Annotated in this window: 24 protein-coding genes; 14 read left to right on the top strand and 10 right to left on the bottom strand. The window is 61.8% G+C overall.

Annotated elements, in window-relative coordinates:
- Positions 1 to 105 precede the first annotated feature (105 nt).
- Together HX803_RS00605 and HX803_RS00600 are read right to left on the bottom strand one after the other, a co-directional pair.
- Positions 106 to 1,599 carry a CoA-acylating methylmalonate-semialdehyde dehydrogenase gene (locus HX803_RS00605; protein ID WP_178918494.1) on the bottom strand — a complete coding sequence of 498 codons (1,494 nt, stop codon included), beginning with the start codon at positions 1,597 to 1,599 and terminating at the stop codon, positions 106 to 108.
- A gap of 39 nt (positions 1,600 to 1,638) precedes the next feature.
- Positions 1,639 to 2,988, bottom strand: coding sequence for an aspartate aminotransferase family protein (locus HX803_RS00600; RefSeq protein WP_178918493.1), 1,350 nt, complete (start codon positions 2,986 to 2,988; stop codon positions 1,639 to 1,641).
- A gap of 125 nt (positions 2,989 to 3,113) precedes the next feature.
- Between HX803_RS00600 and HX803_RS00595 the strand changes: the two genes are divergently transcribed.
- The 4 genes from HX803_RS00595 to HX803_RS00580 all read left to right on the top strand — a co-directional run bounded on the left by HX803_RS00595 (position 3,114) and on the right by HX803_RS00580 (position 6,850).
- A complete protein-coding gene (locus tag HX803_RS00595; protein ID WP_159962882.1) occupies positions 3,114 to 4,034 on the top strand; it encodes a LysR family transcriptional regulator in 921 nt (306 codons plus the stop codon).
- Positions 4,035 to 4,114: 80 nt separating this feature from the next.
- Complete coding sequence (locus tag HX803_RS00590; RefSeq protein WP_178918492.1) at positions 4,115 to 5,509, top strand: uracil-xanthine permease family protein; 1,395 nt, start codon at positions 4,115 to 4,117, stop codon at positions 5,507 to 5,509.
- An 87-nt stretch (positions 5,510 to 5,596) separates the two neighbouring features.
- Positions 5,597 to 6,256, top strand: a complete 660-nt coding sequence (locus tag HX803_RS00585) for a TetR/AcrR family transcriptional regulator (RefSeq protein WP_178918491.1) — start codon at positions 5,597 to 5,599, stop codon at positions 6,254 to 6,256.
- A 12-nt stretch (positions 6,257 to 6,268) separates the two neighbouring features.
- Complete coding sequence (locus HX803_RS00580) at positions 6,269 to 6,850, top strand: YigZ family protein (protein ID WP_178918490.1); 582 nt, start codon at positions 6,269 to 6,271, stop codon at positions 6,848 to 6,850.
- A 66-nt stretch (positions 6,851 to 6,916) separates the two neighbouring features.
- Here the strand turns inward: HX803_RS00580 and HX803_RS00575 are convergent, their stop codons facing one another.
- The gene (locus HX803_RS00575) at positions 6,917 to 7,333 is read right to left on the bottom strand and encodes a hypothetical protein (protein ID WP_178918489.1); all 417 of its coding nucleotides are present in this window, start codon (positions 7,331 to 7,333) and stop codon (positions 6,917 to 6,919) included.
- 83 nt (positions 7,334 to 7,416) lie between these two features.
- Between HX803_RS00575 and HX803_RS00570 the strand changes: the two genes are divergently transcribed.
- The 3 genes from HX803_RS00570 (at position 7,417) to HX803_RS00560 (ending at position 10,010) form a co-directional block, all read left to right on the top strand.
- Complete coding sequence (locus HX803_RS00570; RefSeq protein WP_178918488.1) at positions 7,417 to 7,767, top strand: MerR family transcriptional regulator; 351 nt, start codon at positions 7,417 to 7,419, stop codon at positions 7,765 to 7,767.
- A gap of 25 nt (positions 7,768 to 7,792) precedes the next feature.
- Complete coding sequence (locus HX803_RS00565) at positions 7,793 to 8,479, top strand: SDR family oxidoreductase (RefSeq protein WP_178918487.1); 687 nt, start codon at positions 7,793 to 7,795, stop codon at positions 8,477 to 8,479.
- A gap of 172 nt (positions 8,480 to 8,651) precedes the next feature.
- Positions 8,652 to 10,010: an 8-oxoguanine deaminase gene (locus HX803_RS00560; protein WP_178918486.1), complete on the top strand. Its 1,359-nt coding sequence runs from the start codon at positions 8,652 to 8,654 to the stop codon at positions 10,008 to 10,010.
- A 137-nt stretch (positions 10,011 to 10,147) separates the two neighbouring features.
- Here HX803_RS00560 and HX803_RS00555 read toward each other — a convergent pair whose 3' ends face one another.
- Positions 10,148 to 11,242: a calcium:proton antiporter gene (locus tag HX803_RS00555; protein ID WP_178918485.1), complete on the bottom strand. Its 1,095-nt coding sequence runs from the start codon at positions 11,240 to 11,242 to the stop codon at positions 10,148 to 10,150.
- Positions 11,243 to 11,436: 194 nt separating this feature from the next.
- Between HX803_RS00555 and HX803_RS00550 the strand changes: the two genes are divergently transcribed.
- Positions 11,437 to 12,390: an adenosine deaminase gene (locus HX803_RS00550; RefSeq protein ID WP_178918484.1), complete on the top strand. Its 954-nt coding sequence runs from the start codon at positions 11,437 to 11,439 to the stop codon at positions 12,388 to 12,390.
- A gap of 132 nt (positions 12,391 to 12,522) precedes the next feature.
- Here the strand turns inward: HX803_RS00550 and HX803_RS00545 are convergent, their stop codons facing one another.
- The 3 genes from HX803_RS00545 to HX803_RS00535 all read right to left on the bottom strand — a co-directional run bounded on the left by HX803_RS00545 (position 12,523) and on the right by HX803_RS00535 (position 15,739).
- Positions 12,523 to 13,893 (bottom strand): MFS transporter, encoded by a 1,371-nt coding sequence (locus HX803_RS00545; protein WP_178918483.1) that lies wholly within the window; start codon positions 13,891 to 13,893, stop codon positions 12,523 to 12,525.
- A 47-nt stretch (positions 13,894 to 13,940) separates the two neighbouring features.
- Positions 13,941 to 14,675, bottom strand: a complete 735-nt coding sequence (locus HX803_RS00540) for a helix-turn-helix transcriptional regulator (RefSeq protein ID WP_178918482.1) — start codon at positions 14,673 to 14,675, stop codon at positions 13,941 to 13,943.
- 134 nt (positions 14,676 to 14,809) lie between these two features.
- On the bottom strand, positions 14,810 to 15,739 hold the full coding sequence (locus tag HX803_RS00535; protein ID WP_178918481.1) for a LysR family transcriptional regulator: 930 nt from the start codon (positions 15,737 to 15,739) through the stop codon (positions 14,810 to 14,812).
- A gap of 118 nt (positions 15,740 to 15,857) precedes the next feature.
- Between HX803_RS00535 and HX803_RS00530 the strand changes: the two genes are divergently transcribed.
- The 3 genes from HX803_RS00530 (at position 15,858) to HX803_RS00520 (ending at position 17,515) form a co-directional block, all read left to right on the top strand.
- Positions 15,858 to 16,151, top strand: coding sequence for a putative quinol monooxygenase (locus HX803_RS00530; protein WP_178918480.1), 294 nt, complete (start codon positions 15,858 to 15,860; stop codon positions 16,149 to 16,151).
- 22 nt (positions 16,152 to 16,173) lie between these two features.
- The gene (locus tag HX803_RS00525) at positions 16,174 to 17,187 is read left to right on the top strand and encodes a zinc-binding alcohol dehydrogenase family protein (RefSeq protein ID WP_178918479.1); all 1,014 of its coding nucleotides are present in this window, start codon (positions 16,174 to 16,176) and stop codon (positions 17,185 to 17,187) included.
- A gap of 145 nt (positions 17,188 to 17,332) precedes the next feature.
- Entirely contained in the window at positions 17,333 to 17,515 is a 183-nt protein-coding gene (locus HX803_RS00520) for a hypothetical protein (protein WP_176999400.1), read from the top strand.
- 8 nt (positions 17,516 to 17,523) lie between these two features.
- On the opposite strand, the gene HX803_RS00515 is transcribed toward HX803_RS00520, so the two are convergent.
- On the bottom strand, positions 17,524 to 18,717 hold the full coding sequence (locus HX803_RS00515) for a multidrug effflux MFS transporter (RefSeq protein WP_178918478.1): 1,194 nt from the start codon (positions 18,715 to 18,717) through the stop codon (positions 17,524 to 17,526).
- Between the two features lie 87 nt (positions 18,718 to 18,804).
- Complete coding sequence (locus HX803_RS00510; RefSeq protein ID WP_176999402.1) at positions 18,805 to 19,002, bottom strand: heavy-metal-associated domain-containing protein; 198 nt, start codon at positions 19,000 to 19,002, stop codon at positions 18,805 to 18,807.
- 231 nt (positions 19,003 to 19,233) lie between these two features.
- Between HX803_RS00510 and HX803_RS00505 the strand changes: the two genes are divergently transcribed.
- The 3 genes from HX803_RS00505 (at position 19,234) to cueR (ending at position 22,304) form a co-directional block, all read left to right on the top strand.
- Complete coding sequence (locus tag HX803_RS00505; RefSeq protein ID WP_176999403.1) at positions 19,234 to 19,614, top strand: hypothetical protein; 381 nt, start codon at positions 19,234 to 19,236, stop codon at positions 19,612 to 19,614.
- Positions 19,615 to 19,707: 93 nt separating this feature from the next.
- Complete coding sequence (locus tag HX803_RS00500) at positions 19,708 to 21,909, top strand: cation-translocating P-type ATPase (RefSeq protein ID WP_178918477.1); 2,202 nt, start codon at positions 19,708 to 19,710, stop codon at positions 21,907 to 21,909.
- Positions 21,906 to 22,304 (top strand): Cu(I)-responsive transcriptional regulator, encoded by a 399-nt coding sequence (cueR, locus tag HX803_RS00495; RefSeq protein WP_176999405.1) that lies wholly within the window; start codon positions 21,906 to 21,908, stop codon positions 22,302 to 22,304. The genes HX803_RS00500 and cueR overlap by 4 nt, the downstream gene beginning before the upstream one ends.
- A gap of 124 nt (positions 22,305 to 22,428) precedes the next feature.
- Here cueR and HX803_RS00490 read toward each other — a convergent pair whose 3' ends face one another.
- A complete protein-coding gene (locus HX803_RS00490) occupies positions 22,429 to 23,328 on the bottom strand; it encodes a PA4780 family RIO1-like protein kinase (protein WP_178918476.1) in 900 nt (299 codons plus the stop codon).
- Positions 23,329 to 23,423 lie beyond the last annotated feature (95 nt).

Raw genomic sequence — 23,423 nt, 5'->3', positions numbered from 1 at the left:
TTCCAGAATCTGCCGTCAACACCTTTCTTCATATTTCTGTCATATCGGTCAAAAAGCCCCAAAAAACGTGAAAGCCGGCCCCAAGGGGCCGGCTTTCACTGCTGCTTACAAGCTTGGGAACGCAAACTGCGACGCCTCATGACTGGCCCGCTGCGGCCAACGCTGGGTAATTGCCTTGCGACGCGTGTAGAAACGCACCCCATCCGGCCCATAGGCATGCAAGTCACCAAACAGCGACCGCTTCCAGCCGCCAAAGCTGTGATAAGCCACCGGCACCGGCAGCGGAACGTTAACCCCCACCATGCCCACTTCGATCTCATCGCAGAACAGACGTGCCGCTTCACCGTCACGGGTAAAGATGCACGTACCATTACCGTATTCATGGTCATTGATCAGCTGCATCGCCGCTTCCAGGCTATTCACCCGTACCACGCACAGCACCGGCCCAAAAATCTCTTCCTTATAGATGCGCATCTCAGGCGTCACACGATCAAACAGGCTGCCACCCAGGAAGAAACCTTCTTCATGGCCTGCCACGCTCAACCCGCGACCATCAACCACCAGCTTGGCGCCCGCAGAAACACCGTCTTCTATATAGCCACTGACCTTATCCCGCGCCTGGCCAGTCACCAACGGCCCCATGTCCAGACCACAAGACGTGCCCGCACCGATCTTCAAGGCCTTCACCTGCGGCACCAACTTGGCGATCAACGCGTCCGCCACTTGGTCCCCCACGCACACCGCCACCGAAATCGCCATGCAACGCTCGCCGCAAGAACCGTACGCAGCGCCCATCAGGGCACTGACCGCGTTGTCCAGGTCCGCATCCGGCATCAGCACCGCGTGGTTCTTCGCTCCACCCAGCGCCTGCACGCGCTTGCCGCGCTTGGTCGCTTCGGAATAGATGTACTCGGCAATCGGCGTCGAGCCCACAAAGCTCAGCGCCTTCACTTCTGGCGCCTCGATCAGGGCATCTACCGCGCCCTTGTCGCCGTGCACCACGCTCAGCACGCCCTTAGGAAGGCCGGCTTCCTGTAACAGTTGTGCAATCAACAGTGTGGAGCTTGGGTCACGCTCCGACGGCTTCAGGATGAAACAGTTACCGCAAACGATCGCCAGCGGGTACATCCACAACGGCACCATCGCCGGGAAGTTGAACGGCGTAATACCAGCGACTACACCCAACGGCTGGAAATCCGACCATGCATCAATGTTTGGTCCTACGTTACGGCTGTACTCGCCCTTCAGAATCTCCGGCGCCGAGCACGCGTATTCCACGTTCTCGATCCCGCGCTTCAATTCACCGGCCGCATCTTCCAGCGTCTTGCCGTGCTCTTCACTGATCAGCTGGGAAATGCGCGCCTCGTTCTGCTCCAGCAATTGCTTGAAACGAAACATCACCTGAGCACGCTTGGCCGCTGGCGTATTACGCCAGGCCGGGAACGCCGCCTTGGCCGCGTCGATCGCCTGTTGAATAGTCTCGCGACTGGCCAACGGCACCTGGTGAATCACATGGCCGGTGGACGGGTTGTACACGTCGGCGCTACGGCCGCTGTCATTGACCAACTCACCGTTGATCAAGTGCTGGATAAGGCTCATGCAGGGCTCCTGAAAAGTTGTTCTATATAGAAAGAGAAATCAGTCGATCTTGTTCAGCACTTCGCCGACGGCATCGAACAAGCGATCCAGGTCTTGCGGCTTGCTGTTGAAGGTTGGCCCGAACTGCAAGGTGTCACCGCCAAAGCGTACGTAGAAGCCAGCTTTCCACAAGGCCATGCCGGCCTCGAATGGACGCACAATGGCATCACCGTCACGCGGGGCAATCTGGATCGCACCGGCCAGGCCGTAATTACGAATGTCGATCACGTTCTTGCTGCCCTTCAAACCGTGCAGCGCATTCTCAAAGTGCGGCGCGATTTCGGCCACGCTCTGCACCAGGTTTTCCTTCTGCAAGAGGTCCAATGCCGCCAAGCCCGCAGCACAGGCAACCGGGTGGGCCGAGTAGGTGTAGCCGTGTGGGAATTCCACCGCGTACTCGGGCGTCGCCTGGTTCATGAACGTCTGATAAATCTCGCTGCTGGCAATCACCGCGCCCATTGGGATGGCGCCGTTGGTGACTTGCTTGGCGATGCACATCAGGTCCGGTGTTACACCGAAGCTGTCGGCACCGAACATCGAGCCGGTACGGCCGAAACCAGTGATCACTTCGTCGAACACCAGCAGGATGTTGTGCTGGTCGCAAATTTCACGCAGGCGCTTGAGGTACCCCTGAGGCGGCACCAATACGCCAGCAGAACCGGCCATTGGCTCGACAAACACTGCAGCAATGTTCGACGCGTCGTGCAGTTCGATCAGCTTGAGCAATTCATCCGCCAACGCGATACCGCCCTGCTCCGGCATGCCACGGGAGAAGGCATTGCTCGCCAGCAAGGTGTGCGGCAGATGGTCAACGTCCATCAAGCCCTGACCAAAAATCTTACGGTTGCCGTTAACCCCACCCAGGCTGGTACCGGCAATGTTCACACCGTGATAACCACGGGCGCGGCCAATCATCTTGGTCTTGGTGGCCTGGCCTTTTAGGCGCCAGTACGCGCGCACCATCTTCACGGCGGTATCGGCACACTCGGAACCCGAGTCGGTGAAGAACACATGGTTCAGGTTGCCCGGCGTCAGGTCGGTGATTTTTTCCGCCAGTTGGAAGGACAGCGGATGACCGTATTGGAAGCCTGGCGAATAGTCCAGGGTGCCCAGTTGCTTGGCCACCGCCTCCTGGATTTCCTTACGGGTGTGCCCGGCGCCGCAGGTCCACAGGCCCGACAGCGAGTCGTACACCTTGCGCCCCTTGTCATCGATCAACCAACTGCCTTCCGCACCGACGATCAGGCGCGGGTCACGTTGGAAGTTACGGTTGGCGGTGTAAGGCATCCAGTGAGCGTCCAACTTCAGTTGGCTGGCCAGGGACGATGGGGCGTTTTCAGGCATGTTCATCAGCAAAACCTCGCAAGGCAAAAGGCAGCGTCGGGATTGAAAAGCGTTGTTGCAGCTAAATTGCCACGGCGATAAAGTCGGTGAAATTCAACTCTTCTAACCTTCAGTCAGGCCTTTACTAAACTATGAGCAGCCGTCGCCCCGACCCCCTCGCCCAAGTCAGCGACTTCGATATTCGCCTGCTGCGCATCTTCCGCAGCGTAGTGGAGTGCGGCGGCTTCTCGGCGGCGGAAACCGTGCTCGGCATCGGCCGTTCCGCCATCAGCCAGCAGATGAGTGACCTGGAGCAACGCCTCGGCTTGAGGCTTTGCCAACGCGGCCGCGCCGGTTTCTCTCTGACCGAAGAAGGCCGTGAGGTCTACCAGTCTGCCCTGCAGCTGTTGAGTGCCCTGGAAAGTTTTCGCACCGAGGTCAACGGCCTGCACCAGCATCTGCGTGGCGAACTGATCATCGGCCTCACCGACAACCTCGTCACCCTGCCCCACATGCGCATCACCCACGCCTTGGCACAGTTGAAGGAACGTGGCCCGGACGTGCAGATCCAGATTCGCATGATCGCGCCCAATGAAGTGGAACAAGGTGTGCTCGACGGCCGCCTGCACGTCGGCGTGGTGCCCCAGGCCAGCGCTCTGTCGGGGCTGGAGTACCAGCCGCTGTACAGCGAACGCTCGCTACTCTACTGCGCAGTCGGCCATCCGCTGTTCTACGCCGACGACAAACAACTGGACGACACGCGCATCGACAGCCAGGACGCCATCGCCCCCACCTTCCGCCTGCCCGCCGAGATTCAGGCCCATTACCAGGCACTCAACTGCACCGCCAGCGCGTCCGACCGCGAAGGCATGGCCTTCCTGATTCTCACCGGTCGCTACATCGGCTACCTGCCCGACCACTACGCCAGCCTCTGGGTGCAACAAGGCCGACTGCGCGCGCTGAAACCGGCTACGCGTTTTTACGATTTGAGCCTGGCTTCGGTCACGCGCAAGGGCCGTCGCCCTCATTTGGTGCTGGAAAGCTTTCTCGAAAGCCTGGCCGCGACGCGCTAACTCGGGCCTAACGCAGAAAGCTGAGCAGTTGGACAGCTTTTTGCAGGAGCACAAGCACATAGACCTTGAGCTAGCCTGACATGCCTCCAGAATCCACCAGCCCCAGCGACCTGATCTACGGCCTCAACGACCGCCCCAAGCCAATTCCCGCACTGCTTGCCGCGTTGCAGCATGTGCTCGCAGCGTTCGTCGGCATCATCACACCGCCCCTGATCATCGGCTCCACCCTGGGCCTCACTGCCCACTTGCCCTACCTGATCAGCATGGCGCTGATGGTCTCCGGTGTCGGCACCTTCATCCAGGCGCGTAGGCCGTTTGGTATCGGCGCCGGGATGATCTGCCTGCAAGGCACCAGCTTTGCGTTTCTCGGCGCGGTGCTGTCGGCAGGGTTTCTGGTGAAGCAGCGCGGCGGCAGCCCGGAAGACATCATGGCGATGATCTTCGGCGTGTGCTTTTTCGGCGCCGCGGTGCAGATCGTACTGAGCCGCTTCATTGGCCAGTTGCGCCGCGTCATCACGCCATTGGTGACGGGCATTGTCATCACTCTGATCGGCATCAGCTTGATCAAAGTCGGCATCACCGACTTGGGCGGCGGTTTCAACGCCCCGGACTTCGGCGCCCCCACCAACCTGGCCCTGGGCCTGTTCGTGGTGTTGACCATCATTCTGCTCAACCGCTCGAATACGCCGTGGGTGCGCCTTTCAGCCATCATCATCGGCCTGGCCCTCGGCAGCCTGGCCGCCTGGGGCAGCGGCAAACTGGTGCCCCAGGCCTTGCCCGACCTGCCGTTGATCAGCGTGCCGATGCCCTTTCGCTTCGGCTTCACGTTCGACTGGAGCGCTTTCCTGCCGATCGCGCTGATTTATCTGATTAGCAGCATCGAAACCGTCGGTGACCTCACCGCCAACTGCATGATCGCCCGCCAGCCCATCAGCGGCCCCTCTTATATAAGCCGACTCAAAGGCGGTGTATTGGGCGACGGCGTCAGTTGCATGATCGCCGCCACGTTCAGCGCCTTTCCCAACACTACGTTTGCCCAAAACAACGGCGTGATCCAACTCACCGGCGTGGCCAGCCGCTACGTCGGTTTGTACATCGGCGTGCTGCTGTTTTGCCTGGGGTTGTTTCCGCTGATTGGTGCGGTGTTGCAGCAAATTCCAAAACCCGTATTGGGTGGTGCCACCCTGGTGATGTTCGGCAGCGTGGCCGCGGCCGGTGTGCGCATCCTGGCCCAGGCGCCGCTGGACCGACGCAGCATGCTGATCATTGCCACCTCCTTTGGCGTCGGCCTGGGCATCGCCGCCCAACCGAACCTGCTGCACTTGATGCCAGCGCTGGTACAGAACCTGTTCGACTCGGCCATCACCAGCGGCGGGCTGACCGCCATCGTGTTGTGCCTGCTGTTGCCGGAAGCCAAAACGACCCACGCTGCCGCAAACCGCGCGCCAGAAAGCGACACGCTGGAACCGCTTTGACGGTTTTATTGCATCGGGACTTGTCTGAGGCTTGAGGGTGGGTTATCTGTGCACACGTCGTCTCTATCGATCAGCACGGAAACCTCCATGAGCCTCGAAGTTCCTGCCCACAGCAACCACGCCGGTAAACCCGCCAGCCGCATTCGGCAAAAGAACGAACAAGCGATTCTGCAGGCTGCTGAAGACGAGTTCGCGCGCCATGGCTACAAAGGCACCAGCATGAACACCATTGCGTCGAGTGCCGGGCTGCCCAAGGCCAACCTGCATTACTACTTCACCAACAAGCTGGGCCTGTACATCGCGGTGCTCAGCAACATCCTCGAACTGTGGGACAGCACCTTCAACGCGCTGACCGCCGAGGACGACCCGGCCGTGGCCCTCACTCGCTATATCCGCACCAAGATGGAATTCTCCCGGCGCCACCCGCAAGCCTCGCGGATCTTCGCCATGGAGATCATCAGCGGCGGCGAATGCCTCACCGAATATTTCAGCCAGGACTACCGCGCCTGGTTCAGCGGCCGGGCCGCAGTCTTCCAGGCCTGGATCGACGCCGGCAAGATGGACCCCATCGACCCCGTGCACCTGATCTTCCTGCTATGGGGCAGCACCCAGCACTACGCCGACTTCGCCACCCAGATCTGCCGCGTCACCGGTCGCACCAAACTGACCAAGCAAGACATGGAAGACGCCGGCACCAACCTGATCCACATCATCCTCAAAGGCTGTGGCGTCAAGCCGGCCCTATAAACGAAGCGACTTATGCCTTTCACGCTTACCGGCTTTTGCGAATTTCGTGAAGAAATCCGCAAGAGCCGCTTCATCACCCTCGCCGCGCCGATCACCAGCCCCCAGGACGCCCAGGCGTTTTTCGAGCAGCACAGCGACCTGAATGCCACACACAACTGCTGGGCCTGGAAGCTGGCGGACCAATACCGCAGCAATGATGACGGTGAGCCCGGCGGCACGGCCGGGCGGCCGATACTCGCGGCCATCGAAGCCCAAGGGTTTGATCAGGTCGCGGTGCTGGTGATTCGCTGGTACGGCGGCATCCAGTTGGGCACCGGTGGCCTGGCCCGCGCGTACGGCGGCGGGGCCAACAAATGCCTGCAGAACGCCGAACGTATTGAGTTGATCAGCCGCGTGCCGCTCAGTTGCGCCTGCGGATTCTCCGAGCTGAACCTGGTGAAATTGCGCGTCGCTGAGTTGGGCGGGCTGGTGGTGGAGGAAACCTTCACCGCCAACGGCGTCGAGCTGCAACTGGCGCTTGGCGAAGCGCACATCGACACGTTGCAAACCCAACTCGCCGACCTCAGCCGTGGGCGCATCCTGCTGCAACGCTGAAACTGCCCACATCTACTGTGCACCTGCCTGTGGATAACCTGAGCACATCCGCGTGTAGCCCTTCTGTCATATGGGCTGGCGAGCGTCGATCGTTTTTTGATCAGCGCGTACCGGCAAGATTTGCGCGATGCCCCACAGCACTTCAAATAACAGAATGCCCCACAGGATCGACGTGGCGCCCTGTGTCAGCGCATAGAGTTGCCACGTCGCAAACAGCGCACGGCCAGCGGCGTCGTACAACCCAAACGCACGTTGCGGATCGCGTATGCGCAGCACGGCCCAGACGCACACAATCGACCCGAGCAGGTTGGCCATCAGCACATGGGCGGGCGCGAACGCAGGAAACTCCCCCGGCAGGTTGAGGCTTTGCAACACGCTGTGCAGCGCCAGGAAACTCCAGGGCGTGACAAACGCCGCCGTGACGATCAGGTCGTACCAGGCGCTGGCACGCACCAGGGTTCGGTACTGGTCAATGCTCCACATATTCGCAAGCTCCTTCAATTCAAGAAGCCAGCAGGCTAAAGCCTGGAGTATGCTCCAAGGTCAAGCCCCCACGAGCACGCCCCATGCGTATCGGCGAATTAGCCCAGGCCAGCCAGGTCAGCCGCGACACCCTGCGCTTCTACGAGCAGCGCGGATTGATCGCCGCACAACGCAGCGCCAACGGTTACCGCGACTACCCAGCGGACATGGTGCAACTGGTGCTCTATATCAAGACCGCCCAGCGCCTGGGCTTCAGCCTTGGCGAAATCGGCAGCAGTGTCGCCGCCCTGTGGCAGGCACCGGACCCCGACAGCGCCGTCACGCAACTGCTGCAAGACAAGCTCAACCTGATCGAAAACCGCATCACCGAACTCGGCCAGCTGCGCAACGAGTTGCAGCAAAGGCTCGGGCAACGTTGTCCACTGAACCCGTGAACCTCCACTCCAAAGGAAGCCCTTCATGTCTACGCCAAAAACCGCACTGATCATCGGCGCCTCGCGCGGGCTGGGCCTGGGCCTGGTCAAGCAATTGCTCCAGGACGGTTGGGATGTGACCGCCACCGTGCGTGACCCGAACAAGGCCGACGCCCTGAAAGCCGTTGGCCCGGTGCACATCGAGAAACTCGACATGGACGATCAGCAAGCCGTGATCGCCCTGAGCCAGCGCCTCAAAGGCCAGACGTTCGACCTGCTGTTCGTCAACGCCGGCGTCAAGGGCCCGGCCAACCAGGAACCGGGCCACGCCACCCTCGCGGAAGTCGGCCAACTGTTCTTCACCAACGCCGTGGCGCCGATCAACCTCGCACAGCGCTTTGCCGGGCAGATCCGCAAGGACAGCGGCGTGCTGGCGTTCATGAGTTCGGTGCTGGGCAGCGTGACAATTCCCGACGGTTCGGACCTGGCGCTGTACAAAGCCAGCAAGGCCGCCCTCAACTCCATGACCAACAGCTTCATCACCCAATTGGGCGATCACACCCTCACCGTACTGTCGCTGCACCCGGGTTGGGTGAAGACCGACATGGGCGGCGAAAACGCGCACATTGATGTCGACACCAGCGTGCGTGGCCTGGTGGATCAGGTGAATGCGTTCACCGGCAAGGGCGGCCACCACTTCATCGACTACAAAGGCGACACCATCGCCTGGTAAATGTTGGGAATCAACAGGTGGGAGGGAGCTTGTCCCCCTCCCACATTGACCGCTGGACCCGCCTGCGAACTACACGTAATCTAGCGCATCGCCTTCACCGGCGACCCTGGATCAGCAGACAGGGCAACACTGAGCTGGCAAACCTGAACCCATCATTCAGAGGAGCCGGCCAATGCCTGCGACCCGTATCCTGTTAAAAAACCCCCTCGCGATTTTCACTGCCAATGGCCTCGACGCCCGTGGCGGCCTGGTGCTGCAAGACGGTGTGATCACCGAAGTGCTGTCCCTGGGCCAGGAACCTGCCCTCCCCTGTGACCAGGTGTTCGACGCCCGCGAACATGTGATCCTTCCCGGGTTGATCAACACCCACCACCACTTCTACCAAACCCTGACCCGCGCCTGGGCACCAGTGGTCAACCAGCCGTTGTTCCCGTGGCTGAAAACCCTGTACCCGGTCTGGGCGCGGCTCACTCCGGAAAAACTCGCACTGGCCACCAAAGTTGCCCTGGCCGAACTGCTGCTCTCGGGCTGCACCACGGCGGCGGATCACCACTACCTGTTCCCCGACGGGCTGGAAAACGCCATCGACGTGCAAGTGCAAAGCGTGCGCGAGCTGGGCATGCGCGCCATGCTCACCCGCGGTTCCATGAGCCTTGGCGAAGCCGACGGCGGCCTGCCTCCACAGCAAACCGTGCAACAAGGCCAGGTTATCCTGGACGACAGCCAACGCCTGATCCACACGTACCACCAGCGTGGCGACGGGGCGCAAATCCAGATCGCCCTGGCGCCCTGCTCGCCGTTCTCGGTCACCCCGGAAATCATGGAAGCCAGCGCCGAACTGGCCAACAGCCTCGACGTGCGCCTGCACACGCACTTGGCAGAAACCCTCGACGAAGAAGACTTCTGCCTGCAGCGTTTCGGCCTGCGCACCGTGGATTACCTCGACAGCGTCGGCTGGCTCGGCCCGCGCACCTGGTTGGCCCATGGCATCCACTTCAACCCGGATGAGATCGCCCGCCTCGGCGCGGCCGGCACCGGCATTTGCCATTGCCCAAGCTCGAACATGCGCCTGGCCTCCGGCATCTGCCCGACCCTGGACCTGATCGCTGCCGGCGCCCCCATCGGCCTCGGCGTGGATGGCTCGGCGTCCAACGACGCATCGAACATGATTCTCGAAGCCCGCCAAGCCCTGTACATCCAGCGCCTGCGTTACGGTGCCGAGAAGATCACGCCCGAAGGCGTGCTGGGTTGGGCCACCCAAGGTTCGGCGCAGTTGTTGGGGCGTACGGATATTGGTGAACTGGCCGTGGGCAAACAGGCCGACCTGGCGTTGTTCAAGCTTGATGAACTGCGCTTCTCCGGCAGCCACGACCCACTCTCGGCCCTGCTGCTGTGCGGCGCCGACCGTGCCGACCGGGTGATGGTGGCGGGTAAATGGCGAGTCATCGACGGCCAGGTCGAAGGTCTCGACCTCAAGGGTTTGATTGCCGATCACACCCAGGCCGCAAGAGCCTTGATCGCAGGAACTTGAGCCTGGCGCAGCTCTAAGTGTGGGAGCGGGCTTGCTCGCGAAGGCAGTGGTTCAGCCAACTCATGTGCTGACTGACACGCCGCTTTCGCGAGCAAGCCCGCGCCCACATTGGGACCTGTTGAGATCAATAAATGCGGTTACAAACCCAGCAGCGACAGCATGATGAAGGTCGCAAACAACACAAAATGCGTCATCCCTTCGATGGCATTGGTTTCGCCATCGTTGAGGTTGATCGCGCTGACAATCAGCGTGATGAACACCATCACCGTCTGCACCGGTGTCATCGCCATCTGGAACGGCTGACCCGTGTAGAGCGCCATGGCCTCCATCACTGGCACCGTCAGGATCACTGTCGACAACGACGCCCCCAACGCAATGTTCACCACCGACTGCATGCGGTTGGCCAACGCCGCGCGCAATGCCGTCAAAATTTCCGGCGCCGCCGAGATCGCGGCCACCACGATCGCGGTGATCACCGGCGGTGCGCCCGTGCCTTCCAGCCCCAGGTCGAGGGTCTTGGACATCACCTCAGCCAACGCGCCAATCACAATCACCCCAAACACCAATGTCGCGATGGAGAACGCCAGGTTGATCGGCGGCTCCGGGTGTTCTTCTTCCGGCTGTTTCTTACGGCGTTTTTCCGGGTAGCTGTAGCTGAAGAAATAACTGTGCGGGCCCACCTGCATACGCAGGAACAGGGTGTAGAGCAGCACCATCGCGCCGATGGTGAAAGCCGAGTAGATTTTCCAGTCGGCCTCGGGGATAAATTCCGGCACCACCATCGACACCCCCATGGCCGTGAGGATCATCACGCTGTAGCTGCGCGCCGAGTCGTCATTGTAGGACTGTTCGCCATGCTTGATGCCGCCCATCAGTGCGGCCAGGCCGAGGATGCCGTTGATGTCGAGCATCACCGCCGAATAAATGGTGTCGCGCACCAAGGTCGGCGACGGCTCGTTGCTCATCATGATCGCCAGGATCACCACCTCCACCAGCACGGCGGCCAGGGTGAGGATCATGGTGCCGTAGGGGTCGCCGACCTTTTCCGCCAACTGTTCGGCGTGGTGGGCGACGCGCATTGATGCCACCACGATGAATGCAATCAGCACCACACCGCCGAGCAGCGCGACCATCTGCCCGCTGTGCAGCATCCAGTGTTCCAGCGGGTAGGCGGCGATGGCGGCAATCAGCGCCAGCAGCATGAATTTTTCTTGCTTGAGAGAGGAGAGCATTCCGGGCCTTTTCGCACAACAAATCAGTCATTGATGGGGTACAGACTACGGCAGCTTGCTAACGTTTCGTTACACCTTAGTTCACGCGGCCCTTGCGCAAACAGAAACGAAACTCTCCTGCTGGTCAGGTTTTACCGATTATTTCAGCCATGGCCTGTAGAATGCCGCCATTGCACCTGATGAGAAGTTTAGAAATGTACGATTGGCTCAACGCCCTGCCCAAGGCTGAATTGCACCTGCACCTGGAAGGCTCGCTGGAGCCGGAGTTGCTGTTCGCCCTGGCCGAACGCAACAAGATCGCGCTGCCGTGGAATGACGTTGAAACCCTGCGCAAGGCCTACGCCTTCAACAACCTGCAAGAGTTTCTCGACCTGTACTACCAGGGCGCTGACGTGCTGCGCACCTCCCAGGACTTCTACGACCTGACCTGGGCCTACCTGCTGCGCTGCAAAGCACAGAACGTGATCCACACCGAACCGTTCTTCGACCCGCAGACCCATACCGACCGTGGCATTCCATTCGAAGTGGTACTGAACGGCATCGCCGCTGCGCTGAAAGATGGCGAGCAGCAACTGGGCATCACCAGCGGTTTGATCCTCAGCTTCCTGCGCCACTTGAGCGAAGCCGAAGCCGAGAAAACCCTGGACCAGGCGCTGCCGTTCCGTGACGCGTTCGTGGCCGTGGGCCTGGACAGTTCGGAAATGGGCCACCCGCCGAGCAAGTTCCAGCGCGTGTTCGACCGCGCCCGTCACGAAGGCTTCCTCACCGTGGCCCACGCCGGCGAAGAAGGCCCGCCCGAGTACATCTGGGAAGCCATCGACCTGCTGAAAATCCAGCGTATCGACCATGGCGTACGCGCCATCGAAGACGAGCGCTTGATGCAGCGCATCATCGACGAGCAGATCCCATTGACCGTGTGCCCGTTGTCCAACACCAAACTGTGCGTGTTCGACGACATGGCCCAGCACAACATCCTCGACATGCTCGAACGTGGCGTGAAAGTCACGGTGAACTCCGATGACCCGGCGTACTTCGGCGGCTACGTCACCGAGAACTTCCACGCGCTGCACACCGCACTGGGCATGACCCAGGACCAGGCCAAACGCCTGGCGCAGAACAGCCTGGATGCACGCCTGGTCAAACCCTAACTGACTGAATGAACGCAGTCTAAATGTGGGAGCGGGCTTGCTCGCGAAAGCAATGTTCCAGTCGCCGAATGTATTGGCTGGCACACCGCATTCGCGAGCAAGCCCGCTCCCACATTGGTTTTGTATTGGCCTTTAAATTTCGGTCAGTTCTTCCAGGGTCTTGCCCTTCGTCTCCATCCCGAACACCCACACCACCAACGCCGCCACCGCAAAACACAGCGCGCCCAGGGCAAACACCCCGCCCTGCCCAGTAATGGGGAATACCAACCCCGTCACCAACGGCCCCAGCAACGACCCCACTCGACCAATCGCAGAAGCAAATCCCGAGCCCGTCGCCCGCGCGGACGTGGGATACAGCTCCGGCGTGTAGGTGTACAGCACCGCCCACATGCCAAACAGAAAGAACTGCATCAGCAAACCCGAGGTGATCAACAACGCCACGTTGCCGCCAAACACCGCGCTCTGCCCATACAGAAACGCCATCACCCCGCCGCCCAGCAACGTCACCACACACACCGGCTTGCGCCCCCAACGCTCCACCAGCCAGGCGGCCATCAGAAAGCCGGGAATCCCGCCCAGGGAAATGATCACCGTGTAATACACCGACTGGGTCACGGCAAAACCCGACTGCTGCAGCAACGCGCTCAGCCAGGACGTCAGCCCGTAGAACCCCAGCAAGGCAAAGAACCACACGCTCCAGATCATCAGCGTGCGCTGTCGATACTGTGCCGACCACAGTTGCTGGAAGGCCGAAAAAAACGTCCCCGGCGTGGTCTCCACCCGTGGCAGGCGAATCGGTTCCGGCAGATCGGCGCAGCCCAGCGAGTCGCGCACTTTTTGCTCGATCCCCTGCAACACCTTGTCCGCCGCCTCATGCCGCCCGGCCTGCTCCAGCCAGCGCGGCGATTCCGGGATAAAAAAGCGGATCGCCAATACAAATACGGCCGGCACCGCCAGCACCAGGAAGATGTCGCGCCAGCCAATCACCGGCAGCAAAAAGTAAGACAGCACCCCCGCCGCCACAAAACCTAACGGCCAGAAGCCATCCATCAAGGCGATGTAGCGCCCGCGGCCCTTGGCCGGGATCAGCTCCGACAGCATCGACTGGGCAATCGGAAACTCCATGCCCATGCCGATCCCCAGCAGGATGCGAAACAGCGTCAGCGTCTCCACCGTCTGCGCCGTGGAGCACAGGTAACTGGCGATGCCCCACAACACGATGCTCCACTGGAACACCGGCTTGCGTCCGAAACGGTCCGCCAGCATGCCCGACAGGGAAGCGCCCACCACCATGCCGAAAAAGCTCGAGCTGGCGAGCAACCCGGCCTGTGCCGTACTCAAGCCGAACTCGGTTTTGATCGACCCCAACAGGAAGGTCATCATCGCCAGGTCCATGGAGTCGAAGAAAAACGCCAGGGCGATGATGATGAAGATGACCCGGTGGTAACCGCTGATGGGCAACCGTTCCAGCCGTTCTGCCGCGCTATAGCCTTGCCTGTCCATGCCGCACCCCTGTATGAATAACCCCTCGGCGAGTGTGCGGCATCGTTTCAGCGACTTATTGCTGGATGCGACCTGATTGAAACTCTGAACGACGCCTCGGGCGTGACCAGCCGGTTGATTTCCGCCAGCCCCGCCTCTGACACAGCAACGGCGCGTGACTCGCCTGTCACGCTGACCCAATTGGACTGCAAGAACAGCTGCAACAACCCTGCGCCCAAGGCGCCCCCCAAGTGCGATTGCTGCTGGCTCCAGTCAAAACAATCGCAGGCCACCGGCGCTGCCAGCGCCTGGGTGAAAATGCCGCGAAGCGCCAGATGGTGCGCCCCCTTGGCCGTGACGTGGAGGCGTTGTTCATGGCGCTCAATCCATCCGGCGTCGAGCATTCGCTCATACAGCCCTGCCGCTATCTCGCCGCCTAAGTGGTCATGGCATAGCCGCGCTCGACACAACGTCTGCGGCACCACCAACGCAGGCGGCAAGAGGTCCGGTGCACTGCGCAACGCGCTGGCCACGGTGGTGCTGGCCAGCGCGTCGATAGCCGCACTGACATCGGCGGCGGCCAAGCGAAACAACCGCGCGCCACGCCGAACCTCGACCCGCAGCAACCCGCCTGCGGTCAACCGCCCCAGATGGGCATGGGCCGACGCCGGCGACAACCGGGCAAGCGTGGCGAGTTCTTCCGAAGATTTCGCTGAGCCGTCCATCAAGGACCACAGCATGGCGGTGCGTTTGGGCTCAGCGAGCAAGCTGGCGATCTGACTGATACAAAGTGCTTCTTGCATGTATTCACTCCCTGTTGAATCACTTGTCTACAGCGGTTGGCGCCAAAGTATAGGTGCGCACGCGGTCGGTTCCGCGCCGTCTGACAACGCGGAGTGGGACTGGGGCTGAGTGAAATTTCCTGCTGTGAGGGAGGTTATGACGTAGGGCGCAAACGCTCCGGCCATTGCGCCGTCAATGTCGCACAACGGGCCACGAGCATTTCCCGCAGCAGGTTGATGGGTTTGCTCAATTGGGCACGGTGGGCGCACAGCAAGTTGAGCGGCGTGCGCTCGCCGCGCAGCTCCGGCAGGATCACGCGCAAACGCCCAGCCAGCACATCCGTACTCACGTCCAGCCAGGATTTGTAGGCAATGCCTACACCCGCCACTGCCCAACGGCGCACCACATCGGCGTCGTCGCTGAAGCGATCACCACTGACAGTGAGACTCACGTCGCGCTTGCCGTCGTGAAAGCTCCAGTGGTCATGCACCCGGCTGCCGAGCATATACAGCAGGCAGTTGTGCTGGGCCAGTTGCTCCAGGTTACGCGGTTCACCGTGCCGGGCCAGGTAGCTGGGCGCCGCGCACAACACGCGTACGTTGTCGGGGGCGATGGGCAACGCGATCAGGCTGGAGTCTTCGGGCTCGCCGTAGCGCAGGGCGATATCCACCGGCTGGCGGAACAGGTCGGCGATGCGATCCCCCAGCAGCAGCCGGACAGTGAGTTGCGGGTACTCATGCTGGAACGCGTCCAGCCACGGCAGCAACAGGTTGCGGCCCAGGTCCGACGGTGCCGAGAGTTGCAACACACCGCTGACGTGGTCCTGGCTGCTGGACAACAACCGTCGCCCCTCGTCCAGCGAACCCAGCGCCGCACGCGCATATTCGAGGAAACCCTCGCCTTCGGCGGTCAAGCGCAGGCTGCGGGTGGAACGCGCCAGCAAACGTGTGCCCAGTTGCTGCTCGAGGCGCTTGAGCGCCGCGCTGGCCACGGCGGGAGACAAGTCCATCACCCGCGCAGCGGCCGACAGGCTACCCAGGTCGGCTGCGCGTACAAACAACTGCAAATCATCAAACCGCAGCATGCATTCCCACTCATTATCAAAATTTTATTGAAACAGACCTCTGTTTTAGCAGCTTTTATCTTTGTGGGAAATAGCCAATCATCTGGCCATCCCATTCATCAAGCGCCAGGAGTTGAAGATGTCCGCTGCCTTTAATGTCATTGCCACACTGATCGCCAAACCCGGCCAGGAAGCCACGCTGGAAACCCTGCTGCGTGGCCTGCTGGAGCCCACCCGCCTTGAAGCCGGTTGCGAGCAGTACGAACTCAACCAGGACCTGCAAAACCCCGGCACCTTCTACATGATCGAGCGCTGGAGCAGCGACGCTGCCCTGGCCGCCCACGACCAGAGCGCACATATCCAGAGCTTTCGCGCCAAGGCCGCCGATGTGATCGAACACTTCGACCTCAAGCGCCTGAAATTTCTTGCCTGATCAGCCCTATTCCGGAGTTCCCATGAAAGCTATTGCCTACTACGCATCCCTGCCGATCAACGACCCAAAATCCCTGCAAGACATCGAACTGCCCGCGCCGGTCGCCGGCCCACGCGACCTGCTGGTGGAAGTCAAAGCCATCTCGGTCAACCCGGTGGACACCAAGGTGCGCCAGAACGTAGCCCCCGAAAACGGCGCGGCCAAAGTGCTGGGCTGGGATGTGGCCGGTGTGGTCAAGGCTGTCGGCAGCAACGTCACGCTATTCAAGGCCGGTGACAAGGTGTTCTACGCCGGCTCGCTGGTTCGCCCCGGTGGCAACAGCGAACTGCATACCGTGGATGAGCGGATTGTCGGCCATATGCCCAAGAGCCTGGGCTTTGCCGAAGCCGCTGCACTGCCGCTGACCGCCATCACCGCGTGGGAGCTGCTGTTCGAGCGCCTGCAAGTGCGTGAAGGTAAAGAGGACGAAGGCCAAAGCCTGTTGATCGTCGGCGCGTCCGGTGGCGTGGGTTCGATCCTGACCCAACTGGCCAGCCAGCTCACTGCGCTGAACGTCATCGGCACCGCTTCACGCCCAGAAACACAAGCGTGGGCCAAGGCGCTTGGCGCCGATCTGGTGATCGACCACAGCCAGCCGCTCAGCGAAGCACTGAAGAAGGCCGGCCACCCGCAAGTGACTCACGTCGCCAGCCTGACCCAGACCGACCATCACCTGGACCAACTGGTGGAAGCCCTGCAACCGCAAGGCAAGCTGGCGTTGATCGACGATCCCAAGGCACTGGACGTCAGCAAGCTCAAGCGCAAGAGCCTGTCGCTGCACTGGGAGTTCATGTACACCCGCTCGATGTTCGAGACGCCCGACATGATCGAGCAGCATCACCTGCTCAACCGCGTGGCGGAACTGATCGACGCCGGCACCTTGAAAACCACGGTGGGTGAACACTTCGGCGTGATCAACGCCGAGAACCTGCGCCGTGCCCACACCCTGCTGGAAAGCGGCAAGGCCAAGGGCAAGATCGTGCTGGAAGGGTTCTAGGAAAGGATCATGGGTGCCGTCCGTTATTCACCGCAGTGATGGATGGCACCATTAGTCCGACAGTTGATCTTTGTCATATTTGCGAGCGTATTCGGGTTTATATTGGCCGCCTTTGCCACGATTCTTTTACGTGAGGAAGTCAGCAATGAAGATCCTGATAAAAGCGTTAGCAAAATCTGCAGGCAATAAATGGCAGGTGAGTCTCGACCGAGACGCCTTCACCTTCCGCAGCGAGGCCGAGGCCCGCGCCTTTGCCGACACCCTGCAAGCCCGTATCCAGGCGCCCCATCGCATTCCCCTCAGCCAGCAACGTTCCGCCGCTGGCTGACCTGCACTTCAGACCTGCGCCTGCGCGGCCCTCGCCCGTTGCAGGCGCTGGGTCGACACCGCAATCGTCACCGCCAATACGCCACACAAGCTGATGACCATGGCCATCGGCATTGCCGTGCCGTCGTGCAACACACCCACCAGTGAAGCGGCGCCCGCCGCCACCCCGAACTGGATGCAGCCGAGCAACGCCGACGCACTGCCCGCGCGTGCGCCCTGCCCGGCCATGGCACAGGCCGAGGTGTTGGGCAAAATGCAGCCCAGGCTGGCGATGCAGATAAACAGCGGCACCAGCAACGGCCACAGCGCGTCCGTACGCAAGGCCGCAATGCCCAGCAGCGTCAGGGCCGCCAGCACATAGACCCACACCGAGCGCGACAACAGGAACGCCGGGCCACGCTTGGACAGCAACCGCGCATTCACTTGGGCGACCAGGATAAAGCCGGCGGCGTTGGAGCCGAACAGCCAGCCGTAATGCTCGGCGGGCACGCCATAGAGTTTGATGAAGACGAAAGGCGAGCCGGCGATGTAGGCAAACATCCCGGCAATCGAGATACCGCCAGTCAGGGCATAGCCGAGATAGACGCGGTCGGACAACAAGCCGATATAGCGACGCAGCGACCCGGACAACGGCTGGCGCGGCTGATTGGCCGGCAGGGTCTCAGGCAGCCCGAACGCCACGGCGATGGCTGCCATGACGCTGAACACCGACAGCGCCAGGAAGATCGACTGCCAGCCCCACACGCCGACCATCACGCCGCCCGCCAGAGGCGCCAGAATCGGCGCCAGGCCGGTCACCAGCATCAGTTGCGAATACACCTTGGCCGACCCCACGGCATCACACTTGTCGCTGACCACCGCCCGCGAAATCACCATGCCCGCGCAACCGCCCAGGGCCTGCACAAAGCGCGCGCCGATCAGCCATTCCAGGGAGGGCGCGTAGGCACACGCGAAGGACGCCAGGGTAAACAGGGTGACGCCGCTGAGCAGCGGGCCGCGTCGACCAAAGCGGTCTGCCAATGGGCCGTAGATCAACTGCCCGATGGCCAGGCCGGCGAAATACACCGCCAGGGTCAACTGGATATGTTTTTCGTCAGTGGCAAACGCCGTGGCCATTGCCGGAAAACCCGGTAGGTAAAAATCGATCGCCAACGGCGCGAAGGCGCTCAGGGCGCCCAGGATCAGGATTATGCGGAGGTTCATCAGACACCCAAGTGAGTCGGCAGCCCGACAGTCTAGCCGCGCTTGGGTGCCATGAACATTACGTTAGCTCGCTAACTATCAGAAAAATCACGCCAGCTTGGCGCTGTAGCCTTCTTCGGTGATCAGGCTGATGACCTGCTCGGCCGACAGTCGGCTTTCAACGCCGACTTCCTTTGCCGCCAGGTCGACCTTCACGCTCGCCGCCGGGTCCTGGCTTTGCACTGCCTGGGTTACCGCCCGAACGCAATGGCCGCAGGTCATTCCTTCAACATTGAATACTTGCATGACACAACTCCTCCAATAAGCCCGTAGTGAGCGGGCTTGCCCCGCGCCGCGGTGTACCAGATGCCCCACACCTATCTGTCACACCGCTGCGCGGAACAAGCCCATGCACACCAAGTGTCGACCTTGCCATCATGGCAAGGTCAAGTTTCAAAAACATCGGCCGGGCTGGTATTCGGCCGCGGCCTCGGCCAAGCTTCATCCCTCTTAGCTATGAACCACGGAGCATTCGCCATGCGCTGGTCGTTTTTTGCCCTTGCCGGCCTGATGAGTTTGTCTGCGATCGCCCCCCAGGCCAGCGCCGATCAGGATTACGCGGTGTTGATCATTTCCCGGGAGCGCCTGGAAGTACCGACCAACTGCGAGATCGGCCTCTACCTCAATGACCAGTTGGCCGGCCGGCTGTTCCAGGAGCAGGCCACCTCATTCAACCTGCCGGCGGGCAACTTGTCGCTGCGCCTGAAGCTGCTGCCGGGTCAGTCGCCGGGCTGCCTGCCAGGCATGCTCGCGCCGCCGGCGCAGAACATCACCCTCAAGGCCGGTGACGTGCGCAAGCTGCGGATCGCCCAGGGGCCGGACGGCATGTACCTGAAAGCGGCCGCCCTCGAATATTGATCCATTTGCCCGACTCCTACAGTAAATAGCCGCTTGACCTTCCCCACAGGTCAAGGTTGATCCTAGGGGCAACTTCTTCTGGAGGACTGCCCCATGAATGGATCCACCACCTTTGACCTGCCCATCAGCGGCATGACCTGCGCCAGCTGTGCTGGCCGCGTCGAGCGCGCGCTGGGCAAGGTGCCGGGGGTGCAAAGCGTCAGCGTCAACCTGGCCAACGAACGCGCCCATGTCGAGGTGCTGGGCCAGATGGACCCCGGCGTGCTGATCGCCGCCGTCGACAAGGCCGGCTACACCGCTACCCTGCCCCAGAGCGAAACGACCACCGATGCCAATCAAGCCGAGCGCCTGCACCGCGAGCGCTGGTCATTGCTGTTGGCGATCGTGCTGGCCCTGCCGCTGGTGTTGCCGATGCTGGTGGAACCCTTCGGCCTGCACTGGATGCTGCCCGCGTGGGTGCAGTTCGCCCTGGCCACTCCAGTGCAGTTCATTCTCGGGGCGCGCTTCTACATTGCCGCCTGGAAAGCCGTGCGCGCCGGCGCCGGCAACATGGACCTGCTGGTGGCCATCGGCACCAGCGCTGGCTACGGCCTGAGCCTTTATGAATGGCTCACCACGCCTGCGGGCAGCATGCCGCACCTTTACTTCGAAGCCTCGGCAGTGGTGATCGCCCTGGTATTGCTCGGCAAATACCTGGAAAGCCGCGCCAAACGCCAGACCGCCAGCGCCATTCGCGCCCTTGAGGCCTTGCGTCCGGAACGGGCGATCCGCGTGCTGGACGGCCACGAAGAAGAGGTGGCGATCAACGCACTGCAGCTCAACGACCTGGTGCTGGTCAAACCCGGCGAACGCTTCCCGGTGGACGGCGAGGTGGTGGAAGGCCAGAGCCATGCCGATGAAGCGCTGATCAGCGGCGAGAGCCTGCCGGTGCCCAAACAACCGGGCGACAGCGTCACGGGCGGCGCCATCAACGGCGAAGGCCGTTTGCTGGTACGCACCCGGGCCATCGGCGCCGAGAGCGTACTGGCGCGAATCATCCGCCTGGTGGAAGACGCCCAGGCCGCCAAGGCGCCGATCCAGAAACTGGTGGATAAAGTCAGCCAGGTGTTCGTCCCGGCCGTGCTGGTACTGGCGTTGATCACGCTGGTGGGCTGGTGGCTGTACGGCGCCTCGCTGGAAACCGCGATCATCAATGCGGTGGCGGTGCTGGTGATCGCCTGCCCCTGCGCCCTGGGCCTGGCCACACCGACGGCGATCATGGCCGGCACCGGCGTCGCGGCGCGCTACGGCATCCTGATCAAGGACGCCGAAGCCCTGGAGCGTGCCCATGAGGTGAGCGCCGTGGTGTTCGATAAAACCGGCACCCTCACCTCCGGTGCGCCGAACATTGCGCACCTGGTGGCGGTGGACGGCAATGACGCCGCGATCCTGCAACAGGCTGGCGCGCTGCAACGCGGCAGCGAACACCCGCTGGCCAAGGCCGTGCTGGATACCTGCCGCGAACGGGGGCTGGTGGTCGCCGATGTAACGGCCAGCCAATCCCTGACCGGGCGGGGCATCGCCGGCACCCTCGACGGCCGGCAGCTGGCCCTCGGTAATCGTCGCCTACTGGAAGAAAGCGGCCTCAGCGCCGGCGACCTGGCCACCCACGCCAGCGACTGGGAAGCCGAAGGTCGCACCTTGTCCTGGCTGATCGAGCAAGGCGCGCAACCCCGCGTGCTGGGGCTGTTCGCCTTTGGTGACACGCTCAAGCCGGGCGCGCTGGAGGCGGTGAACCGACTTAAAGCCCAACACATCAGCAGTCACCTGCTGACCGGCGACAATCGCGGCAGCGCCCGCGTGGTCGCCCAGGCCCTGGGCATCGACGATGTTCACGCCGAAGTGCTGCCCGCCGACAAAGCCGCCACCGTCACCGCGTTGAAAAAAACCGGCGTGGTCGCCATGGTCGGTGACGGTATCAACGACGCACCCGCCCTGGCCGCCGCCGATATCGGCATCGCCATGGGCGGTGGCACCGACGTGGCCATGCACGCGGCCGGCATCACCCTGATGCGCGGTGATCCACGCCTGGTGCCCGCCGCGTTGGAGATCAGCCGCAAGACCTACGCAAAAATCCGCCAGAACCTGTTCTGGGCCTTTGTGTATAACTTGATCGGTATTCCGCTGGCGGCCTTCGGCCTGCTCAACCCGGTACTGGCCGGCGCGGCCATGGCCTTGTCCAGCGTCAGCGTGGTGAGCAATGCGTTACTGTTGAAGACTTGGAAACCCAAGGACCTGGAGGATCAGCGCCCATGAACATCGGCCAAGCCGCTCGCGCCAGCGGGCTAAGCGCCAAGATGATTCGCTACTACGAATCCATCGGCCTGCTCAAAGCTGCCCACCGTACCGACAGCGGCTATCGCGTGTACGGCCCGGACGAGGTGCACACCCTGGCGTTTATCAAACGCTCGCGGGACCTGGGGTTTTCACTGGAAGAGGTCGGCAAACTGCTGGCCCTGTGGCAGGACCGGCAAAGGGCCAGCGCCGATGTGAAAGCCTTGGCGCGCCAGCACATCGAGGAGCTGAACCAGAAGATCCTGGAGCTGGGGCAACTGCGCGATACGCTGCAGGACCTGGTGGAACACTGCCAGGGCGATCACCGGCCCGATTGCCCGATTCTCAAGGAGTTGGCATCAGGCAATTGCTGCTGACACCCCACCTGTAGGAGCCGGCTTGCCGGCGATGGCGACCTCAAGCCTTGCATTGAATCAAGGGCCTCATCGCCGGCAAGCCGGCTCCTACAGGGGGAACATTCCGAGTCAGTCGGAGTGTTTGTCATTGCATCCAAGGCGGCGGCGGTGGCTCGTCCGGCACCTTGCTCGGTGGCGCTTCATCCGCCGCGCGGATCGCCTGGCGACGCTCTTCGTCCAGCCGTGCCGCTTCAATCTCGCGCATCACACCGCCCACGTCCGCCAGCTCTTCCGGCTCATCAAACTCCCCGGTCAACACGCTGGCCGGGTGCAAGGTGCCGGCTTCGTAGAGCGCCCACATCTCCTTGGCGTACTTGGTCTTCTTCAACTCCGGGGCAAAGCGCCCGAAGTAGGAAGCCATGTTGCCCACGTCCCGCTCCAACATGTTGAACGCGTGGTTGTTGCCCGCCGCATCCACCGCCTGGGGCAGGTCGATGATCACCGGGCCCGTCGGCGTGAGCAGTACGTTGAACTCGGACAAGTCACCGTGCACCAGGCCGGTACACAGCATCAGCACGATCTGGGAGATCAGGAAGGCGTGGTATTCACGCGCCTGGTCCGGCTCCAGCACCACGTCGTTCAGGCGCGGCGCCGCATCGCCGTACTCATCGGCCACCAACTCCATCAACAGCACGCCTTCTAGGAAGTCGAACGGCTGGGGCACGCGAACGCCCGCACCGGCCAGGCGGAACAACGCCGCCACTTCAGCGTTCTGCCAGGCATCTTCGGCTTCTTTCTTGCCGAACTTGGACCCCTTGGCCATGGCCCGGGCCTGACGACTGTTACGGACCTTGCGGCCCTCCTGGTATTCGGACGCTTGACGAAAACTTCGTTTGTTCGCCTCCTTGTAAACCTTGGCGCAACGCAATTCGTTGCCGCAGCGCACCACATAAACAGCTGCTTCTTTACCACTCATGAGTGGGCGCAGCACTTCGTCGACCAGACCGTCTTCGATCAGGGGTTCAATGCGTTTAGGAGTCTTCATCAGCTTTTATTGTGGGTCCTTTATTACCAAATACGCGTATGGCACTCGTTATACGGCAATCGGCTCGCCGGTGGGAGAGGCTACCGACCGTTGAT

Origin of the sequence: Pseudomonas sp. P7548 (assembly GCF_013386585.1) — a bacterium.
Taxonomy (GTDB): domain Bacteria; phylum Pseudomonadota; class Gammaproteobacteria; order Pseudomonadales; family Pseudomonadaceae; genus Aquipseudomonas.
Note: the sequence above shows the minus strand (reverse complement) of the source record. Positions and strands in the feature narration are given on the sequence as shown.